Raw genomic sequence first — 17693 nt, forward strand, 5'->3', positions numbered from 1 at the left:
CAGGCGAGGGGGCCCTACCCGGGCTCGTGGCGTTCGGGATGCGACGTGCCGCGCGCCACCGGCGTGTCGCCGCCCGAACGTCCCGATCGCGGCATGCCGGCCCCGGGGGCGGGAGCAGCCGGAGCGGACCGGGGCACGGGAACCGGCGCGGCCGGGTCCGGTGGGGTGGAGCGCTCCAGGAATCGGAGCAGCTCCACCGGGAACGGCAGCACGACCGTCGAGTTCTTCTCCGCCGCCACCTCGACCATGGTCTGCAGCAGGCGCAGCTGCAGCGCGGCCGGCTGGATCGCCATCACCTCCGCGGCCTGGGCCAGCTTCTCCGAGGCCTGCAGCTCGCCCTCGGCGGTGATCACCCGGGAGCGGCGTTCCCGCTCGGCCTCGGCCTGCCGCGCGATCGACCGCTTCATCGACTCCGGAAGCGCGACGTCCTTGATGTCGACGCGGTCGATGTGGATGCCCCAGTCGACCGCCGGGTTGTCGAGCATCAGCTCCAGCCCCTGGTTGAGCCGCTCCCGGTTGGACAGCAGGTCGTCCAGGTCGCTCTTGCCGATGATCGACCGCAGCGACGCCTGGGCCACCTGGGCGATCGCCGCCTGGTAGTTCTGCACGGCCACGACCACCCGGACGGGGTCGTAGACCTTGTAGTAGACGACCGCGTCGACCTTGACGGTCACGTTGTCCCGGGTGATGCCCTCCTGCGCCGGCACCGGCATGGTGACGATCTGCTGGTTCACCTTGTGCAGCCGGTCGACGCCGGGGGTGATGAAGGTGAGACCGGGTGGGCGGGCCTCGCCCAGCAGCCGGCCGAAGCGCAGCACCACCCCGCGCTCGTACTGGGTGACCACCCGGACGCTCGCGGCGACCAGCAGGAACAGCGCGACGGCCACGACCGCGAGCACCACGAAGACGACGTCCATCTCGTCCTCCGCCACCCGCGCCGCGGCCGGGCCGCAGGTCGCGCCCGTGACCGCGGCGCCCTCGTGGTGGCGCTCACATGCTAGTTCGGGGTTGCCACGCGGCGATCACCTTCGTGCGCAGCGTGGCGCCCAGCCGGCGGTAGAACCGCTGGGCGGCGGTGTTGTCCTCCCGCATCTCCCAGCGGACCAGCAACTCCTCGGCGGCCGCGATCCGGGCCAGCTCGGCCATGAGCAGCCGGCCGACGCCGGCGTCCCGGTGCCCGTCGCGCACGAACAGGTCGTCCAGGCCGAGGATGTCCCGGCCCAGCCACAGGTGCAGCCGGCGGACGACGGACACGTAGCCGACCGGCTCGCCGTCCCGCTCGGCCAGCAGCACCAGCACCTCCGGGCGGGCCAGCATCGCCGTCCAGGTGGCCAGGTCGCTGCGGACGTCGGAGACGTCGCCCTCGTGGGCGGCGATCTCCCGGACGAGGGTCAGCACCGCGGCGGCGTCGTCGGGGCCGGCGCGGCGGACGGTGGCGGGGGACATGGGCGGGTCCTTCCGGGGTCGGGTACGCGGGGAACGGGCGAGCGGCCCGCCCGTTCCCGCGGCGGTCAGCAGTGGGCGTACTCGTGGGGGCGGATCGCCATCGCGCCGGCCATGGCGACCAGCATCAGGACGTGCCCCCACAGGAGCATGTCGCCGCTGGAGAGGAGCCCGGCCCACATCGGGACGAACAGCACGGCGAAGGGCAGGTACATCGCCGCGGCCATCTCGGCGCAGGCGCGCCAGCCGTGCCGGCGCCAGCGCATGACCAGCGTCATCCCGATCGTCATGTTCGTCGCCATGATCATCGCCATCGGCTCGGGGGCGTCGAGCACCGCTCCCCAGCCGAGGGCGTCGAGCACGAACGACCACACCGGGTGCAGGGCGACCATCCCGACGGCCATCGCGACGACCATCTCGAGGTAGTGCAGGACGAGCGTGCGGGCGCGGCGGCGCCGGGCGGTGCGGGACTCGGCGGGCTCGGGGGTGGCGGGCGTGCGGCCCGGAGCCGGGCGGGTGAGGGACATGGCGGGACCTCCTGCGGTCGGGACGGGATCAGGGCAGCGGGGCGGGCTCAGGGCACGAGGGCGTAGCCCGCCTCGTCGACGGCCGCGGCGATGTCGGAGCGGTCGACGGCCCGGTCGACCGAGACGGTGACCGTGCCGGTGGGTAGGTCGACGGCGACGTCGCGGACGCCGTCGACCCGGCTGATCTCCTGGGTGAGGGCACGCTCGCAGTGGCCGCAGGCCATGCCGGTGACCCGGAAGGTGGTGGTGCCGACGAAGGTGCGGGGCGTGGAGGTCATCACGAGGGGCTCCGGGGGAGTGCGGTGGATCGGACGATCCGAGATTCCGGGCCGGGCACCGGTGCTCGCGCCGGGAGAAGCACCGGGTGAACCGCCGGGCCACCACGGGTGCAGCAGCACCGCGGCGCCGTCGGCGATCAGCCGCCGGGCGATCGCCGCACCGATGGCTCGCGCCCGTGACGGGGGCGACCCGCCCGTCGAGCGCGCCGGCCCCGGCGATTTCCCCGGCGCGCTCACCGGTCCGCTCCCGCGAGCCTCGCCGCATGACGACGACACTGCCGACCGCGGCGGAGGCGACCCCGCCGGACACCCTCGGGACCTGCGCGCTCGACATCCACGGCATGACCTGCGCCTCGTGCGTCGGCCGGGTGGAGAAGGCGCTGCGCCGGCTGGACGGCGTCCTCGACGCCCGCGTCAACCTGGCCACCGAGACCGCGGCGGTGGACTTCGACCCGCGGCGGGTGGCCCCCGCCGCGCTGGCCGAGGTGGTCGTGGCCGCCGGCTACGGCGCCACCCTCCGCGGTGCGCCCGAGGAGCCGGCGCCGGGCCCGCTGGAGGGCGACGAGCGGGACACCGCCCTCGCCGCGCTGAAGCGGCGCTGGCAGGTGGCGCTCGCCGCCGGCCTGGGGCTGATGGTCCTGATGTACGTGCCGCTGCCGCTGGACGCGATGGACTGGCTGATGCCGGCGGTCCTGGTGGTCGCCACGGTCGTGCAGTTCTGGGCCGGCGGGTCCATCTACGCCGCGGCCTGGGCCGCCGCCCGGCACGGCGCCACGAACATGAACACCCTCGTCGCGCTCGGCACCGCCTTCGCCTACGGCTACAGCGCGTTCGTCACCCTGTGGCCGGCCGCCGCCGAGCGGTGGGGCCTGCCGCTGCACGTCTACTACGAGACCTCGCTGGTCATCGTCGCCCTGGTGCTGATGGGCCGGTGGATGGAGGGCCGGGCCAAGAAGCGCACCACCGCCGCGCTCACCGCCCTCGTCGGGCTCGCTCCCCGGACCGCCCGGGTGGTGCGCGGGGACGTCGAGGTGGACGTGCCCGTCGGGGACGTCGTGGTGGGCGACCTGGTCCGCGTCCGGCCCGGGGAGAAGGTGCCCGTCGACGGCGTCGTGACCGCCGGCTCCTCGACCGTGGACGAGAGCATGCTCACCGGCGAGCCGCTGCCGGTGGAGAAGCGGGCCGGCGACCCGGTCATCGGCGCCACCCTCAACCGCACCGGCTCGGTCGTCGTCCGGGCCACCGCCGTCGGGGCCGACAGCACGCTGGCCCAGATCGTCCGGCTGGTCGGCGACGCGCAGGGCGCCAAGGCGCCCATGCAGCGGCTGGCCGACCGGGTCTCGGCCTGGTTCGTGCCCGCGGTGCTCGTCGCCGCCGTGGCCACCTTCGCCGGCTGGGTGCTGTTCGGGCCGGACACCGGCCGGCTGACCATGGCGATCGGCACCACCCTCGCCGTGCTGATCATCGCCTGCCCCTGCGCGCTGGGACTGGCCACGCCGACCGCGGTGATGGTCGGCACCGGCAAGGCCGCCGAGCTGGGCATCCTCATCGGGGACGGCCAGGCGCTGGAGACCGCGAAGCAGCTGACCGCCGTGGTGCTCGACAAGACCGGCACGATCACCCGCGGCCGGCCGGCCGTCACCGGCGTCACCACGGCCGGCTCCTGGCGGGAGGACGACGTCCTGGCCCTCGTGGCCGCCGCCGAGGCCGGCAGCGAGCACCCGCTGGGCGAGGCGCTCGTGGCCGCCGCCCGCGAGCGCGGGCTGGTGCCGCCCGCGCTCACCTCGTTCCAGGCGCTGCCCGGCTCCGGCATCGAGGCGGTGGTCGGCGGCCGGCGGATCCGCGTCGGCAACCGGGCGCTGCTGGGCGGCCTCGACCTGACGCCCCTCGCCCCCGCCGCCGACGAGGCGGCGCGGGCCGGGGCGACACCGGTGTACGTCGCCGTCGACGACGAGCCGGCCGCGCTGATCCCGGTGGCTGACCCGGTGCGGCCCGAGTCGGCCGAGGCGGTCGCCCAGCTGAAGGCGCTGGGCCTGCAGGTGTGGATGCTCACCGGTGACACCGGCACCACCGCGCGGGCGATCGCCGCCCAGGTGGGCATCGAGCACGTGCTGGCCGAGGTGCTGCCCGCGCAGAAGGCCGAGCAGGTCGCGGCGCTGCAGGCGGCCGGTCAGGTCGTGGCGATGTGCGGCGACGGCATCAACGACGCCCCCGCCCTGGCGCAGGCCGACCTCGGCATCGCCGTCGGCACCGGCACCGACGTGGCCGTCGCCGCCTCCGACGTCACCCTGGTCGGCGGCGACCTGCGCGGCATCGTGTCCGCGATCGCGCTCTCCCGCCGCACGGTCACCACCATCAAGCAGGGCCTGGCCTGGGCCTTCGCCTACAACGTGCTGCTGATCCCGGTGGCCGCCGGCGCCCTCTACTGGGCCGACGGTCTGCTGCTGGACCCGGTGCTGGCCGCCGCGGCCATGGCGATGAGCTCGGTCAGCGTGGTCACCAACGCGCTGCGGCTGCGCGGCTTCCGGCGCCCGGCCGGCGCCGCGGAGATCCTGCGTCCCCCGCTGCGCGCCCGGGTGGGCCAGTACGCCTTCCTCGGCGGTGTGGCGGTCCTCGCCCTGGCGATCGGCGCCGGGCTCACCGCGCTCAGCCGCACCGACGCCGCGCAGCGGGGCATGAACGGCGTCCTGGCCTGGACCCAGTCGACCGGCATGCCCATGCGCCCGGCGATGAGCACGATGATGACCGCGCAGATCGAGCCGGCGTCCTCGGTGGACGCCGGGATCGACGTCCGGCTCGACGTGCCCGACGGCGTCCGTCCCGGCGAGCCGACCCGGGTCGTCGTGCGGCTGGTCGATGTCGCGACCGGCGAGCCGATGGGCGACCTCGCCCGCAGCCACGAGGTGTGGGCGCACCTGATCGCCACGCGCGCCGACCTCGGCACGTTCGCCCACGTGCACCCCGAGCCCACCGGCCGCCCCGGTGAGCTCGCCGTCGAGCTCACCTTCCCGACCGCCGGCAGCTACCGGATCGACACCGAGTTCCGCCGGCAGGGCGAGATGGGCGACGTCCACGACGTCGCGACGCTCACCGTCGACGGCCCGGCCCCCGCAGCGGTTCCCGTCGAGGCCGGCCCGCGCATCCGGGTCGTCGACGGTGTCCGGGTCCAGCTCGAGGGCGACGCCGTGGCGGGGGAGACCAGCGATCTGCGCTTCTCCTTCACCGATGCCACCACCGGCCGGCCGCTGACCGACCTGCGGCCCTACCTCGCCGCCGCCGGGCACGTCGTGGTCATGCGCGGGGACGGGACGACGTTCGCGCACGAGCACGCCGACGTCGAGGACGCCGACGGCGACCCGGTGTTCGCCCTCCCCGGCCAGGAGTTCGGTCCCGAGCTCGACGTGCACGCCGCGTTCCCCACCCCGGGGCCCTACCGGCTGTGGGGGCAGTTCCGCCTGGCGGACGGCAGCGTGCTCACCGTGCCGTTCACCGTCGCGGCCCGGTAGTCGCCGCAGCCCGGCGGTCGGAGATGATCACGCTCGTGGAGCGACGCACCGAGCCCCTGGACGTCCTGGTGATCGGCGCCGGGCAGGCCGGCCTGGCGCTCGGCCGGGAGCTGCAGCGGCGCGGCGTCGGCTTCGGGCTGGTCGATGCCGGCACCCGGATCGGGGATGTGTGGCGCTCCCGGTGGGACTCGCTGCGGCTGTTCACCGCCGCGGAGTACGACGGGCTGCCCGACCTCCCGTTCCCCGCGACCGCCGGCACCCACCCGGGCAAGGACGCCGTCGCCGCCTACCTGGAGCTCTACGCCGAGACCTTCGGGCTGCCGGTGGCGCTCGGCACCCGGGTGACCCGGCTGGCGCCCGCCGACCGCGGCTTTGTCGCGGAGACCGGGGACGGGGCGATCGCCGCCCGCCGGGTCGTCGTCGCCACGGGCGCCTTCGGCGCGCCGCACGTCCCCGGGTGGGCGCCGGAGCTCGCCCCGGAAGTGGTGCAGCTGCACAGCACCGGCTACCGGCGCCCGGCCGACCTCCCCGACGGGCCCGTGCTGGTGGTGGGCGCGGGCAACTCGGGGGTGCAGATCGCCGAGGAGCTGGCCGGCTCCGGCCGCCCGGTGACCCTGGCGGTCGGCACCCGGCCGCGGGCCGTGCCGCAGCGCCTGCTGGGCCGGGACCTGTTCTGGTGGCTCACCCGGTCGGGGCTGATGCGCGTGACGGCCGACTCCCGGCCGGGTCGCCGGCTGCGCGACCGGGAGCTGGTCATCGGCACCAGCTGGCCGGCGCTGCGCGCCCGCGGGATCGAGCTGCGGCCCCGCGCGGTGAGCGCCTCCGGCACCACGGTCGGGTTCGCCGACGGCGGCTCCCTGGACGCCGCGGGGGTCGTGTGGGCGACCGGCTTCCGCCCGGACTGGCGCTGGCTCGACGTCCCGGACGCGGTCGCCGACGGGCGGGTCCGGCACACCCGCGGCGTCAGCCCGGTGCCGGGGCTGTACTTCCTCGGCCTGCCCTGGCAGCACACCCGCGGCTCGGCGCTGCTGGGTTTCGTGGCCGAGGATGCCGCGCACCTGGCCGGGCTGCTGGGTGCCGGCACGCGGGAGCCGGTCGCCGGCTGAAACCCCTCACGGCCGGTTCTAGGCTGCCCCGGTGCTGCAGGGGCGGGAGCGGGAACGGGCCGCGGTGGCGGCGCTGCGCGGGGAGGCGGCCGCCGGCCGCGGCGGCGCGCTGGTGCTGCGCGGGCAGCCCGGCGTCGGCAAGTCGGCGCTGCTGGCGGACGCGGCCGCCACGACCGGCGGCGCGACGGTGCTGTGGACACAGGGCATCGAGTCGGAGTCCCCGCTGGCCTTCGCCGCCCTGCAGCGGCTGCTCCGGCCGGTGATGGGCTGCGCCGACCGGCTGCCCGCCCCGCAGGCGCAGGCGCTGCGCACCGCGTTCGGCGAGGCCGCCGGCGGCGAGGCCGACCGCTTCCTGGTCTTCCTCGGCGCCCTCGGCGTGCTCGCCGAGGCGGGGGAGCAGGCGCCGGTGCTGGCCGTCGTCGACGACGCGCACTGGCTGGACGACGCGTCGGCGGCCGCGCTGCTGTTCGTCGCCCGCCGGCTGCAGAACGAACGCGTGGCGCTGCTGTTCGCCGCCCGCACCGGCGACGTGCGCGCCTTCGACAGCGGCGACCTGCCGGCCGTCGAGCTCGGCGGCATCGACGTCGCGGCCGCCGGCGCGCTGCTCAGCGAACGGGCCGGGGCGCCGGTGCCGGTGGAGGTCCGCGACGCGCTGCTGGCCGGCACCGCGGCCAACCCCCTCGCGCTGGTCGAGCTCGCCGAGGCACTGACCCCGGCCCAGCTGTCCGGTGCCGCGCCGCTGCCCGAGCGGCTGCCGCTGACCGAGGGTGTCGAGCGGGCGTTCCTCGACCGCTGCCGGCGGCTGCCCGACGAGGCCCAGACCCTGCTGCTGGTCGCCGCCGCCGACGACTCCGGGCGGGCGGCGGTGGTCCGGCAGGCCGCTCGCGAGCTCGCCGTCGCCGAGCCGGGGATGGAGGCGGCGGAGCGGTCCGGGCTGCTGCGGATCCGCGACGGCGCGGTCGAGCTGCGCCACCCGCTGGTCCGGTCGGCGGTCTACGGCGCGGCCACCAGCTCGGGGCGGCGGCGGGCCCACCGCGCGCTGGCCGCGGTGCTCACCGGCCCCGACGACGTCGACCGCCGCGCCTGGCACCTGGCCGCCTCGGTCGAGGAACCCGACGAGGGGGTGGTCGCCGCGCTCGACGCCGCGGCCGAGCGCGCCCTGACCCGGGGCGGCCACGAGGCGGCCTGCGCCGCGTGGGAGCGGGCGGCGGAGCTGTCCCCGGTAGGGGAGGAGCGGGCCCGGCGGCTGTCCCGCGCCGCGGTCTCCGCGTGGCTGGCCGCCCAGCCGGGCCGGGCGCGGGCGCTGGCCGACGCCGGCCTCGCCCTGACCGCCGAACCCGCGCTGCGCGCGGATCTGCGCCGGCTGCGGGCGCACGTCGAGTTCCACGGCAGCTCGCAGGACGAGGCGCACCGGATGGTGCTGGAGGCGGCCGCCGAGGTCGCTCCCCACGACCGGCGCCTCGCCGGTGACCTGGCGATGCTCGGCGCCGCCCTGGCCGCCTCCGGCGCCCGCTCCGGCAGCCCGCTGGACCCCACGCGGCTGCTGCCCGACGTCGACCCCGGCTCGCCGGTGCGGGACCGCTGCCTGGTCCCGCTGGTGCACGGCCTGGACGCCGTCGCGCGGGCCGAGTGGCACCGGTCCACGCCGTGCCTGCGGGCGGCGCTCGACCTCGCCGACGAGCTCGACGTGGTCGCCGACGAGGACCTGCTGCTCAACCTCGGCGTCGCCACCTGGCCGCTGGGCGACGACGAGGCGGGGCTGCGGCTGCAGGACCGGCTGCTGCGGCGCGCGCGCGACACCGGGGCGCTGGTCATGGTCGTGCACGCGCTGACCCGCCGGAACCTCCCCGAGCTGGCCACCGGCCGCTGGGCCGCGGCGGCCACCGGTGCCGGCGAGGCGCTGACCCTGGCCGAGAACTCCGGGCAGCCGGTGCTCGCCGCCTGGCCCACGGCCACGCTGGCGCTCCTGGCCGCGCTGCGCGGGGAGACCGGGCGCGCCGCCGGGTACCTGGCCGAGTTCGACCGGATCGCCGCCGCCGTGCCGCTGGGCATCGTCACCGAGGTCGTGACCGGCCTGGCGAACTGGGCGCGCGGTCTCCTCGCCGCGGCGGAGCCGTCCGGCGGTCTGAGCTGGTTCGAGCGGATCACCTCGATCCCCGTCGGCCAGCTCGCCGCGCTGGACCGCATCGAGGCCGCGCTCCAGGCCGGCCGGCCGGACGCCGCCCGCGGGTGGGTGGCGGAGCTGGCGTCCTACGCGGGGGGCACCGGCGCGCCGTGGGCCGCCGCCCTGACCGCCCACGGCCGCGCGCTGCTCGCCGAGGACGCCGACGCGGAGGAGCACTTCCGGGCGGCACTGGCCGCGCACGACCGCGCGCAGCGGGCACCGGCCCGGGCGCGCACCGAGCTGGCCTACGGCCGGTTCCTGCGCCGCGCCCGGCGGCGGGTCGACGCCCGCCCGCACCTGCGCGCGGCGCTGGGGACCTTCGACGAGCTGGGCGCCGAGCCCTGGGCCGAGCAGGCCCGCCAGGAGCTGCGCGCCTCCGGGGAGACGGCGCGCCGGCGGGAGGCCACCGACGTCCCGGCGCTCACCCCGCAGGAGCGGCAGGTCGCCGGCCTGGTCCGGCAGGGGCTGTCCAACCGGGACATCGCCGCCCGGCTGTTCCTCAGCCCCCGCACCATCGACTTCCACCTGCGCAACGTCTTCGCCAAGCTCGGCGTGACCAGCCGCACCGAGCTGGCGGCGCTCTCCCTGGACTGAGGATCTCTTCCACCAACCGTTCTCGGTTCTAGACTTCGGCCATGGACGACGACCGCGCCGCGCAGGTGGCCGCCGTCGCCGCGCTGGCCGAACCGACCCGTCGCCGGCTCTACGACCACGTCGCCCGCCGGCCCGTGCCGGTCAGCCGCGACGAGGCGGCGGGCGCGCTGGGCGTTCCCCGCGCGACCGCTGCCTTCCACCTGGACCGCCTGGTCGCCGACGGGCTGCTGGAGGTGCACTTCGAGCGGCGCACCGGGCGCACCGGGCCCGGCGCCGGGCGTCCGGCCAAGCTCTACCGCCGGGCGGAGTGCGCGGTGGAGGTCTCGCTGCCCGAGCGCCGCTACGACCTCGCCGGCGAGCTCCTGGCGGGTGCGCTGGCGGAGGCTGACGACTCGGGGGAGCCGCCGCGGGCGGTGCTCGGCCGCCGCGCCTACGCCCGTGGCCGGGAGCTCGGGGAGGCGGCGGCTGTGGAGGCTGCGGCCCACGACGGCAGCGCGGCCGGCCGGAGCGCCGCGCTGCGCGTGCTCGAGCAGCACGGGTTCGAGCCCCGCGAGGAAGGCGGCGCGATCACCCTGGTCAACTGCCCCTTCCACGCGCTGGCCCGCGCGCACACCGAGCTGGTGTGCGGGATGAACCTGCGGCTGCTCGACGGCGTGCTCGACGGCCTCGCGGGCACCGGGCTCGCCGCCCGCCTCGCCCCGGTGCCGGGCCGGTGCTGCGTCCGCATGGAGGCTCCTGCCCCGGCGTAGCGGGGGCCGTTGACAGCGGTGTGCTCCAGGTCTCTACTTCTAACCATCATTGGTTTTAGAAGGAGGGGCTGGAATGTCCACCCACCTCACCCGCTCGCGCCCCGTCATCACCGATCCGGCCCACCAGGCGTTCCTCCTGTTGCGGACGCTCTTCACGGTCGCGCCGATCGCCTTCGGCCTGGACAAGTTCGTCAACCTGCTCACCGACTGGCCCGCCTACCTCGCCCCGTGGGTCGACGCCCTGGTCCCGGGTACCCCCCAGCAGGCCATGTACGCCGTCGGCGTGGTCGAGCTGCTCGCCGGCGTCGTGGTCGCCGTCGCCCCGCGCATCGGCGGATGGCTGGTCGCGGCCTGGCTCGGCGGCATCATCGTCAACCTGCTGACGTTCCCCGGCTACTACGACGTCGCGCTGCGGGACTTCGGCCTGCTGGTCGCCGCGGTGGCCCTCGCCCGCCTGGCCGCTCGGTACGCCCCCGCCCCCGGGCGGCGGTCGCGCCCGTGAGCACGCCGTCCCCGGAGCGAGCGCCGCACCCGCGGAGGCGGCCGCGCCGCCGCGGCGGGAGCTGTTGACAGCGCTGGGGCCCCGGACTCTGCTTCAGGCCCGTCCTGGGTGCCGGAAGGGGCCGTGATGACCGCAGCCTCCCGCGCCGAGCTGCTCGCCCCGACCAGCACCACCCGAGCGCACCCGAGGAGAGGCACATGCCCACGGAGGACGCGATCGTGATCGTGGGCGCCGGGCTGGCCGGCGCCAAGGCCGCGGAGACCCTCCGCGACGAGGGCTTCGACGGGCCGGTCGTGCTCGTCGGCGCCGAACACGAGCGGCCCTACGAGCGGCCGCCGCTGTCCAAGCAGTACCTGCTCGGCGCCGCGCCCCGCGACGGGGCCTACGTGCACGACGCCGGCTGGTACGCCGCGCACGACGTCGACCTGCGCACCGGGGTCCGGGCCACCCGGCTGGACCCCGAGGGGCACCGGCTGGCGCTGGACACGGGCGAGGAGCTCGGCTTCACCCGGCTGCTGCTGGCGACCGGATCGGTCGCCCGCCGGCTGCCGGTGCCCGGCGCGGACCTCGAGGGCGTCCGGTACCTGCGCACCCTGGCCGACGCCGACCGGCTGCGCGCCGACCTGGGGGACGGCGGGCGGCAGGTCGTGGTGGTCGGCGGGGGCTGGATCGGGCTGGAGGTGGCCGCGGCCGCGCGCACGCTGGGCAACGCCGTGACCGTCGTCGAGCCGCAGCCCGCGCCGCTGCTGGGCGTGGTGGGCCGGGAGCTGGGCGGGATCTTCGCCCGGCTGCACCGCGACCACGGCGTGGACGTGTTCACCAGCACGACCGTCCGGGAGGTCCGGGGCGAGGGGCGGGTGGCCGCGGTGGTCACCGACGGGCTCACCCTGCCCGCCGACCTCGTCGTCGTCGGCGTGGGAGCGCAGCCGGAGACGCGGCTCGCGGCCGAGGCCGGGCTCGAGGTGGCCGACGGCGTGGTGACCGACGCGCGCCTGCAGACCTCGGCACCGGACGTGTGGGCCGCCGGCGACGTCGCCGCCTCGTTCTCCCCCCGCTACGGCCGGCAGCTGCGGGTGGAGCACTGGGCCAACGCCCTGCACGCGGGACCGGCCGCGGCGCGGGCCATGCTCGGCCGCGACGTCGTGCACGACCGCCTGCCGTACTTCTTCACCGACCAGTACGACCTCGGCATGGAGTTCTCCGGGTTGCCCGCCGCCGGTGCCACCGTCGTCTGCCGCGGCGCCCCCGAGGACGGCGCCTTCGTCGCGTTCTGGCTGGCCGGGGACCAGGTCACCGCCGCGATGAACGTCAACGTCTGGGACGTCACCGAGGCGCTCCAGGCCCTGATCCGCTCGGGCCGGCCGGTGTCGCCGGAGCAGCTCACCGACCCCGCCGTCCCGCTGGAGGAACTCGCGGCATGATGCGGGCGTGCCGGCGTGTCGCCGGCGCCCGGACGGGGCAGGCTTGAGGGCACGTCACACCCCGGAAACGAGCGGACTGGATCATGCCGAACATGGACCGACAGCAGGAGTTCGTCCTGCGCACCCTGGAGGAACGCGACATCCGCTTCGTGCGGCTGTGGTTCACCGACGTCTCCGGCTACCTCAAGGCCGTCGCGGTCGCCCCCGCCGAGATCGAGGCCGCCTTCGCCGAGGGCATCGGCTTCGACGGCTCGGCCATCGAGGGCTTCGCGCGGGTCTACGAATCCGACATGCTCGCCAAGCCCGACCCGGCCACCTTCCAGGTCATGCCGGGGCGCGAAGGGCGGCCGAGTGACACCGCCCGCATGTTCTGCGACCTCACGATGCCCGACGGCTCGCCGTCCTGGGCCGACCCCCGGCACGTGCTGCGCCGCGCCCTGGCCAAGGCCGCCGACATGGGGTTCACCTTCTACACCCACCCCGAGGTCGAGTTCTTCCTGCTCAAGGACCTCCCGACCGACGGCCGCACGCCCGAGCCGGCCGACAACGGCGGCTACTTCGACCTGTCCACGCACAACGTCGCCCACGATTTCCGCCGCGAGGCGGTCTTCGCGCTGGAGGCCATGGGCATCTCGGTGGAGTTCAGCCACCACGAGGTGTCCCCGGGGCAGCAGGAGATCGACCTGCGCTACGCCGACGCGCTGTCGATGGCCGACAACATCATGACCCTGCGGCACGTGGTGCGGGAGGTCGCGCTGGCCCAGGGGGTGTACGCCACCTTCATGCCCAAGCCGTTCACCGACCTGGCCGGCTCGGCACTGCACACCCACCTGTCGCTGTTCGAGGGCGACCGCAACGCCTTCCACGACCCGGCCGACCCGATCAAGCTGTCGACGACCGGCAAGCAGTTCATCGCCGGGCTGCTCACCCACGCGCGCGAGTTCACCGCCGTCACCAACCAGACGGTGAACTCCTACCGGCGGCTGCTGGCCGGCACCGAGGCGCCGACCGCGGTGACCTGGGGCCGGGCCAACCGCTCGGCGCTGGTGCGGCTGCCCTCCTACAAGCCGAGCAAGGCGCAGTCGGCGCGGGTGGAGGTCCGCTCGCCGGACTCCGCGTGCAATCCGTACCTGACCTTCGCGGTGCTGCTCGCGGCCGGGCTGCGCGGCATCGAGAAGGGCTACGAGCTGCCGCCGGAGGCCGAGGACAACGTCTGGTCGCTCACCGACACCGAGCGGCGCGCGGCCGGCTACGAGGACCTGCCGGTGTCCCTCGGTGAGGCGCTGACCGCGATGCAGGGCAGCGAGCTGGTCGCCGAGACCCTCGGGGAGCACGTGTTCCAGTTCTTCCTGCGCAACAAGTGGGAGGAGTTCAACGCCTACCGGCGCAACGTCACCCCCTTCGAGCTCACGCGCTACCTCCCCGGCCTCTGAGGAAGGACCTCGTCACCCCCCCGGACCTCGCAGGCTCGGCACGGCAGGACCCCGCCCCACCCTTCGCACGCTCAGGGCGGTTCCCGGGACGGGACCGGGGCGGCGCTCACTACGCTCGACGCCGTGGCCCGCCTACTCGTCGTCGTCTTCAGCGAGACCGATCCATCCGCCCGCCTCGGCGACTGGCTCCGGGAGGCGGGGCTGGACCTGGACGAGCGGCGCCTGCACACCGGCGACCGGTTGCCCGCCGACCTCGCCGGGCACGACGGGCTGCTGGTGCTGGGCGGCCAGCAGTCCGCGGGGGACGGCCCGGACGTCGCCCCGGAGCTGGTCGGCGTCCGCGCGCTGCTGCGGGCGGCGCTGGACAGCGACGTCCCCACCCTCGGCATCTGCCTCGGCGCCCAGCTGCTCGCGCACGTCGGCGGTGGCCGGGTGCAGGTGGGCCGGGACGGGCCGGAGATCGGCGCCACGCTGGTCGCCAAGCGGGACGTCGCCGAGCACGACCCGCTGTTCGGGCCCGTGCCGCTCACCCCCGACGTCATCGAGTGGCACAACGACGAGATCGCCGAGCTGCCCCCGGGGGCGACCCTGCTGGCCAGCAGCGCCCGCTACCCGAACCAGGCGTTCCGGCTGGGCCGGCACGTCTACGGGCTGCAGTTCCACATCGAGACCGACCCCGAGCTCGTGCGCCGCTGGGCCGCGGAGGACGCGGCAGGCATCGCCACCACTCCCTTCGACGCGGCCACCGTCGCCGCCCGCGCCGCCGAGGTCCACCCCGACATGGCCGAGGTGTGGGCGCCGTTCGCCGGCCGGTTCGCCGATCTGGTGCGCGCCCGCGCCGGTGCGACCGCCTGAGCCCGTGACGGCGAGCGACGCCCAGGAGATCCCGCGCCCCGCGGTCGTCCGGCTGGTCCGGTTCGGCTTCCTGGACGGCGAGAAGGCCGCCCGGCTGCTGTCGGAGCCGGCCATGGGGCTGTGGGACCTCGACCGCAACGAGCCGGCCGACCCGGAGGCCGGTCCCGTGGTGTCCGCGCTGGCCCGCGCCGGCGACCCCGACCTGGCCGTCCGGTCGCTGCGCCGGCTGATCGAGTCCCTCGACCACGCCGACCCCACCGGCGGGTCGGCGGCGGCGCTGCTGGCCCGGCTGCGCGGCTCGGCGCTGCTGCGCAGCCGGCTGCTGACCGTGCTCGGCGCCAGCTCGGGCCTGGCCGACCACCTGGCCGCGAATCCCGGCGACTGGACCGTGCTCGACGCCGACGACCGCGGCCCCGCCCGGCCCACCCCGCAGGCGCTCCAGCGGCAGATGCTGGTCGCCGTCGGCGCCGACCCCGACGACCCGCCCTGGGGCGTGCGGCTGGGCAAGGCGGCGCCGGACGCCGATCCTCGGCGGGTCGCCGAGCTGCGCCTGGCCTACCGGCGGGCGATCCTCTCCGTCGCCGGCCGGGACCTGGGGGAGGGGCTGCCGGCCGAGGACGTCGCCGCCGAGCTCGCCGACATCGCCGCCGCCGTCCTCACCGCGGGGCTCGCGGTGGCCGTCGCCGAGCAGCCGGCCGACGCCGCGGCGTGCCGGCTGGCGGTCATCGGGCTGGGCAAGTGCGGTGGCCGCGAGCTGAACTACGTCAGCGACGTCGACGTGGTCTTCGTCGCCGAGCCGGTCGATCCGCACGAGCCGGAGCAGCCGGCGCTCAGCAGCGCCACCCGGGTGGCCGCGGCGCTCATGCGGATCTGCCGGGAGGCCGCCTGGGAGGTCGACGCGGCGCTGCGGCCGGAGGGCAAGGCGGGCGCGCTGGTCCGCACCCTGGCCGGGCACGCGGCCTACTACCGGCAGTGGGCCAGCACGTGGGAGTTCCAGGCGCTGCTGAAGATGCGCCCGGTCGCCGGCGACCCCGACCTCGGCCGCAGCTACGTCGAGGAGCTGTGGCCGATGGTCTGGAAGGCCGGCGACCGGCCCGGGTTCGTCGCCGAGGTGCAGGCGATGCGCCGCCGGGTGCTGGACAACATCCCGCCGGCGCAGGCCGAGCGCGAGCTCAAGCTCGGCCGGGGCGGCCTGCGGGACGTGGAGTTCGCCGTCCAGCTGCTGCAGCTGGTGCACGGCCGGGTCGACGAGTCGCTGCGGGTCGGCGGCACGCTGCCGGCGCTGACGATGCTGTCGGCCGGCGGCTACGTCGGCCGGGAGGACGCCGCCACGCTCATCGCCTCCTACCGGTTCCTGCGCACCGTCGAGCACCGGCTGCAGCTGCTCCGGCTGCGCCGCACCCACCTGCTGCCCACCGACGAGCAGCAGCTGCGGTGGCTGGCCCGCTCGCTGGGCTACAAGCCCGACCACCGCGGGGACGCCGTGGACGTGCTCGACGCCGAGCTGGCCCTGCACACCCGCGAGGTGCGTCGGCTGCACGAGAAGCTGTTCTACCGGCCGCTGCTGTCGGCCGTCGCCCGCGTGCCCGGCGAGCACCTGCACCTGGGCTCGAAGGCGGCCGGGGACCGGCTGCGGGCCCTGGGCTTCACCGACCCCGACGGCGCGCTGCGGCACCTGGCCGCGCTGACCGGCGGGGTGTCCCGGTCGGCGTCGATGCAGAAGTACCTGCTGCCGGTGGTGCTGCAGACCCTCGCCGACTGCGCCGACCCCGACGCGGGCCTGCTCGCCTACCGGCAGGTCAGCGAGGCGCTCGGCGGCAACCAGTGGTACCTGCGGCTGCTGCGCGACGAGGGGCATGTCCCGGAGCGGCTGGCGCAGCTGCTGGGCTCCAGCCAGTACATCGCCGCGCTGCTCACCCGCACGCCCGAGGCGCTGCGGATCCTGGCCGACGACGACGAGCTGCAGCCGCGGACCGCGGCCGCGCTGGCCGGGGCCTGGCGGCAGGCGGCCGGTCGGGCGGCCGACCCGCAGGCCGCCGTCCGCGTGCTGCGCGGCCTGCGCCGCCACGAGCTGCTGCGGATCGCCTCCGCCGACCTGCTGGGCATGCTCGACGTCGACCAGGTGGGGCGGGCGCTCACCGACATCGCGGTCGCCACGCTGCAGGTCGGGCTGGACGCCGCGATCCGGGCGTACGCGGCCGAGGCCGGGATCGACCCGGCCGAGGTGCCCACCGATCTGGCCGTCATCGGCATGGGCCGCCTCGGTGGCGCCGAGATGGGCTACGGCTCCGACGCCGACGTGCTCTTCGTGCACCGCCCGCGCCCGGGCGCGGAGGAGGGGCGGGCGACCGCCGCGGCCAACGCGATCGCGCACACGCTGCGCCGGCTGCTGGCCGAACCGGCCCCCGACCCGGCCTTCGAGGTCGACGCCGACCTGCGCCCCGAGGGCCGCCAGGGCGCGCTGGTGCGAACCCTGTCCTCCTACCGCGAGTACTACGCGCGGTGGATGTCGGTCTGGGAGGTGCAGGCGCTGCTGCGCGCGGCGCCGGTGGCCGGCGACGCGGACCTGGGCAGGGCGTTCGTCGAGCTGATCGACCCGATCCGCTACCCGTCGGCGGGGCTCAGCGCCGAGCAGGTCGCCGAGATCCGCCGGATCAAGGCGCGCGTGGAGCGGGAGCGGCTGCCCCGCGGTGCGGATCCGGCGACGCACACCAAGCTGGGCCGCGGCGGGCTGGCCGACGTCGAGTGGACCGTGCAGCTGCTGCAGCTGCAGCACGCCGCCGAGGTGCCGGCCCTGCGGGTGCCCGCCACGGGAGCCGCGCTGACCGCCCTGCAGGACGCCGGGCTGCTGCACGCCGACCAGGCGGCCGCGCTGCGGGGGGCCTGGGAGCTGGCCACCCGGGCCCGCAACGCGGTGTTCCTCGTCCGTGGCCGGCCCGGGGACTCGCTGCCGCGGCCGGGGGTCGAGCTGATCGGCGTCGCCCGCGCCAGCGGGCTCGGGCCGGACGCCGACCCCGGCCGGTTCCTCGACGACTACGGGCGGGCCACCCGCCAGGCGCGAGGCGTGGTCGAGCAGGTCTTCTACGGGCAGGGACCGACGACGTCCTGAGGGTGT

13 protein-coding genes are annotated in these 17693 nt (G+C 76.3%); 9 read left to right on the forward strand and 4 right to left on the reverse strand.

Annotation, left to right across the window (positions count from 1 at the left end):
• Window positions 1-14: 14 nt before the first annotated feature.
• The 4 genes from BMZ50_RS04280 to BMZ50_RS04295 form a co-directional block, all read right to left on the reverse strand.
• Window positions 15-917, reverse strand: a complete 903-nt coding sequence (locus BMZ50_RS04280) for a slipin family protein (protein WP_091321562.1) — start codon at window positions 915-917, stop codon at window positions 15-17.
• A gap of 73 nt (window positions 918-990) precedes the next feature.
• Window positions 991-1446, reverse strand: coding sequence for a GNAT family N-acetyltransferase (locus BMZ50_RS04285; RefSeq protein WP_091321563.1), 456 nt, complete (start codon window positions 1444-1446; stop codon window positions 991-993).
• A gap of 65 nt (window positions 1447-1511) precedes the next feature.
• Window positions 1512-1970 carry a hypothetical protein gene (locus BMZ50_RS04290; RefSeq protein WP_218146090.1) on the reverse strand — a complete coding sequence of 153 codons (459 nt, stop codon included), beginning with the start codon at window positions 1968-1970 and terminating at the stop codon, window positions 1512-1514.
• A gap of 47 nt (window positions 1971-2017) precedes the next feature.
• Window positions 2018-2248 (reverse strand): heavy-metal-associated domain-containing protein, encoded by a 231-nt coding sequence (locus tag BMZ50_RS04295; protein WP_091321565.1) that lies wholly within the window; start codon window positions 2246-2248, stop codon window positions 2018-2020.
• Between the two features lie 263 nt (window positions 2249-2511).
• Here BMZ50_RS04295 and BMZ50_RS04300 point away from each other — a divergent pair, with 263 nt between their 5' ends.
• The 9 genes from BMZ50_RS04300 to BMZ50_RS04340 all read left to right on the forward strand — a co-directional run bounded on the left by BMZ50_RS04300 (window position 2512) and on the right by BMZ50_RS04340 (window position 17687).
• On the forward strand, window positions 2512-5754 hold the full coding sequence (locus tag BMZ50_RS04300; RefSeq protein ID WP_091321566.1) for a heavy metal translocating P-type ATPase: 3243 nt from the start codon (window positions 2512-2514) through the stop codon (window positions 5752-5754).
• A gap of 35 nt (window positions 5755-5789) precedes the next feature.
• Window positions 5790-6860 (forward strand): flavin-containing monooxygenase, encoded by a 1071-nt coding sequence (locus tag BMZ50_RS04305; protein ID WP_245753340.1) that lies wholly within the window; start codon window positions 5790-5792, stop codon window positions 6858-6860.
• A gap of 31 nt (window positions 6861-6891) precedes the next feature.
• Window positions 6892-9618: an AAA family ATPase gene (locus tag BMZ50_RS04310; protein WP_091321570.1), complete on the forward strand. Its 2727-nt coding sequence runs from the start codon at window positions 6892-6894 to the stop codon at window positions 9616-9618.
• 41 nt (window positions 9619-9659) lie between these two features.
• Window positions 9660-10367, forward strand: a complete 708-nt coding sequence (locus BMZ50_RS04315; protein ID WP_091321571.1) for a helix-turn-helix transcriptional regulator — start codon at window positions 9660-9662, stop codon at window positions 10365-10367.
• Window positions 10368-10440: 73 nt separating this feature from the next.
• The gene (locus BMZ50_RS04320; RefSeq protein WP_091321573.1) at window positions 10441-10869 is read left to right on the forward strand and encodes a DoxX family membrane protein; all 429 of its coding nucleotides are present in this window, start codon (window positions 10441-10443) and stop codon (window positions 10867-10869) included.
• A 197-nt stretch (window positions 10870-11066) separates the two neighbouring features.
• Window positions 11067-12290 carry an NAD(P)/FAD-dependent oxidoreductase gene (locus tag BMZ50_RS04325; RefSeq protein WP_091321576.1) on the forward strand — a complete coding sequence of 408 codons (1224 nt, stop codon included), beginning with the start codon at window positions 11067-11069 and terminating at the stop codon, window positions 12288-12290.
• 92 nt (window positions 12291-12382) lie between these two features.
• Window positions 12383-13723 (forward strand): glutamine synthetase family protein, encoded by a 1341-nt coding sequence (locus BMZ50_RS04330; RefSeq protein ID WP_091321955.1) that lies wholly within the window; start codon window positions 12383-12385, stop codon window positions 13721-13723.
• A gap of 123 nt (window positions 13724-13846) precedes the next feature.
• Window positions 13847-14578, forward strand: coding sequence for a type 1 glutamine amidotransferase (locus BMZ50_RS04335; protein ID WP_091321578.1), 732 nt, complete (start codon window positions 13847-13849; stop codon window positions 14576-14578).
• Window positions 14579-14582: 4 nt separating this feature from the next.
• Window positions 14583-17687, forward strand: a complete 3105-nt coding sequence (locus tag BMZ50_RS04340) for a bifunctional [glutamine synthetase] adenylyltransferase/[glutamine synthetase]-adenylyl-L-tyrosine phosphorylase (RefSeq protein ID WP_177212636.1) — start codon at window positions 14583-14585, stop codon at window positions 17685-17687.
• Window positions 17688-17693: the final 6 nt, after the last annotated feature.

It is taken from the genome of Geodermatophilus ruber, assembly GCF_900114385.1.
Lineage (GTDB): Bacteria > Actinomycetota > Actinomycetes > Mycobacteriales > Geodermatophilaceae > Geodermatophilus > Geodermatophilus ruber.

What these genes read in the sequence shown, in the direction of transcription:
- BMZ50_RS04280 (WP_091321562.1), bottom strand. Translation starts at nt 917, where the DNA reads ATGGACGTCGTCTTCGTGGTGCTCGCGGTCGTGGCCGTCGCGCTGTTC.
- BMZ50_RS04285 (WP_091321563.1), bottom strand. Translation starts at nt 1,446, where the DNA reads ATGTCCCCCGCCACCGTCCGCCGCGCCGGCCCCGACGACGCCGCCGCG.
- BMZ50_RS04290 (WP_218146090.1), bottom strand. Translation starts at nt 1,970, where the DNA reads ATGTCCCTCACCCGCCCGGCTCCGGGCCGCACGCCCGCCACCCCCGAG.
- BMZ50_RS04295 (WP_091321565.1), bottom strand. Translation starts at nt 2,248, where the DNA reads ATGACCTCCACGCCCCGCACCTTCGTCGGCACCACCACCTTCCGGGTC.
- BMZ50_RS04300 (WP_091321566.1), top strand. Translation starts at nt 2,512, where the DNA reads ATGACGACGACACTGCCGACCGCGGCGGAGGCGACCCCGCCGGACACC.
- BMZ50_RS04315 (WP_091321571.1), top strand. Translation starts at nt 9,660, where the DNA reads ATGGACGACGACCGCGCCGCGCAGGTGGCCGCCGTCGCCGCGCTGGCC.
- BMZ50_RS04320 (WP_091321573.1), top strand. Translation starts at nt 10,441, where the DNA reads ATGTCCACCCACCTCACCCGCTCGCGCCCCGTCATCACCGATCCGGCC.
- BMZ50_RS04325 (WP_091321576.1), top strand. Translation starts at nt 11,067, where the DNA reads ATGCCCACGGAGGACGCGATCGTGATCGTGGGCGCCGGGCTGGCCGGC.
- BMZ50_RS04330 (WP_091321955.1), top strand. Translation starts at nt 12,383, where the DNA reads ATGGACCGACAGCAGGAGTTCGTCCTGCGCACCCTGGAGGAACGCGAC.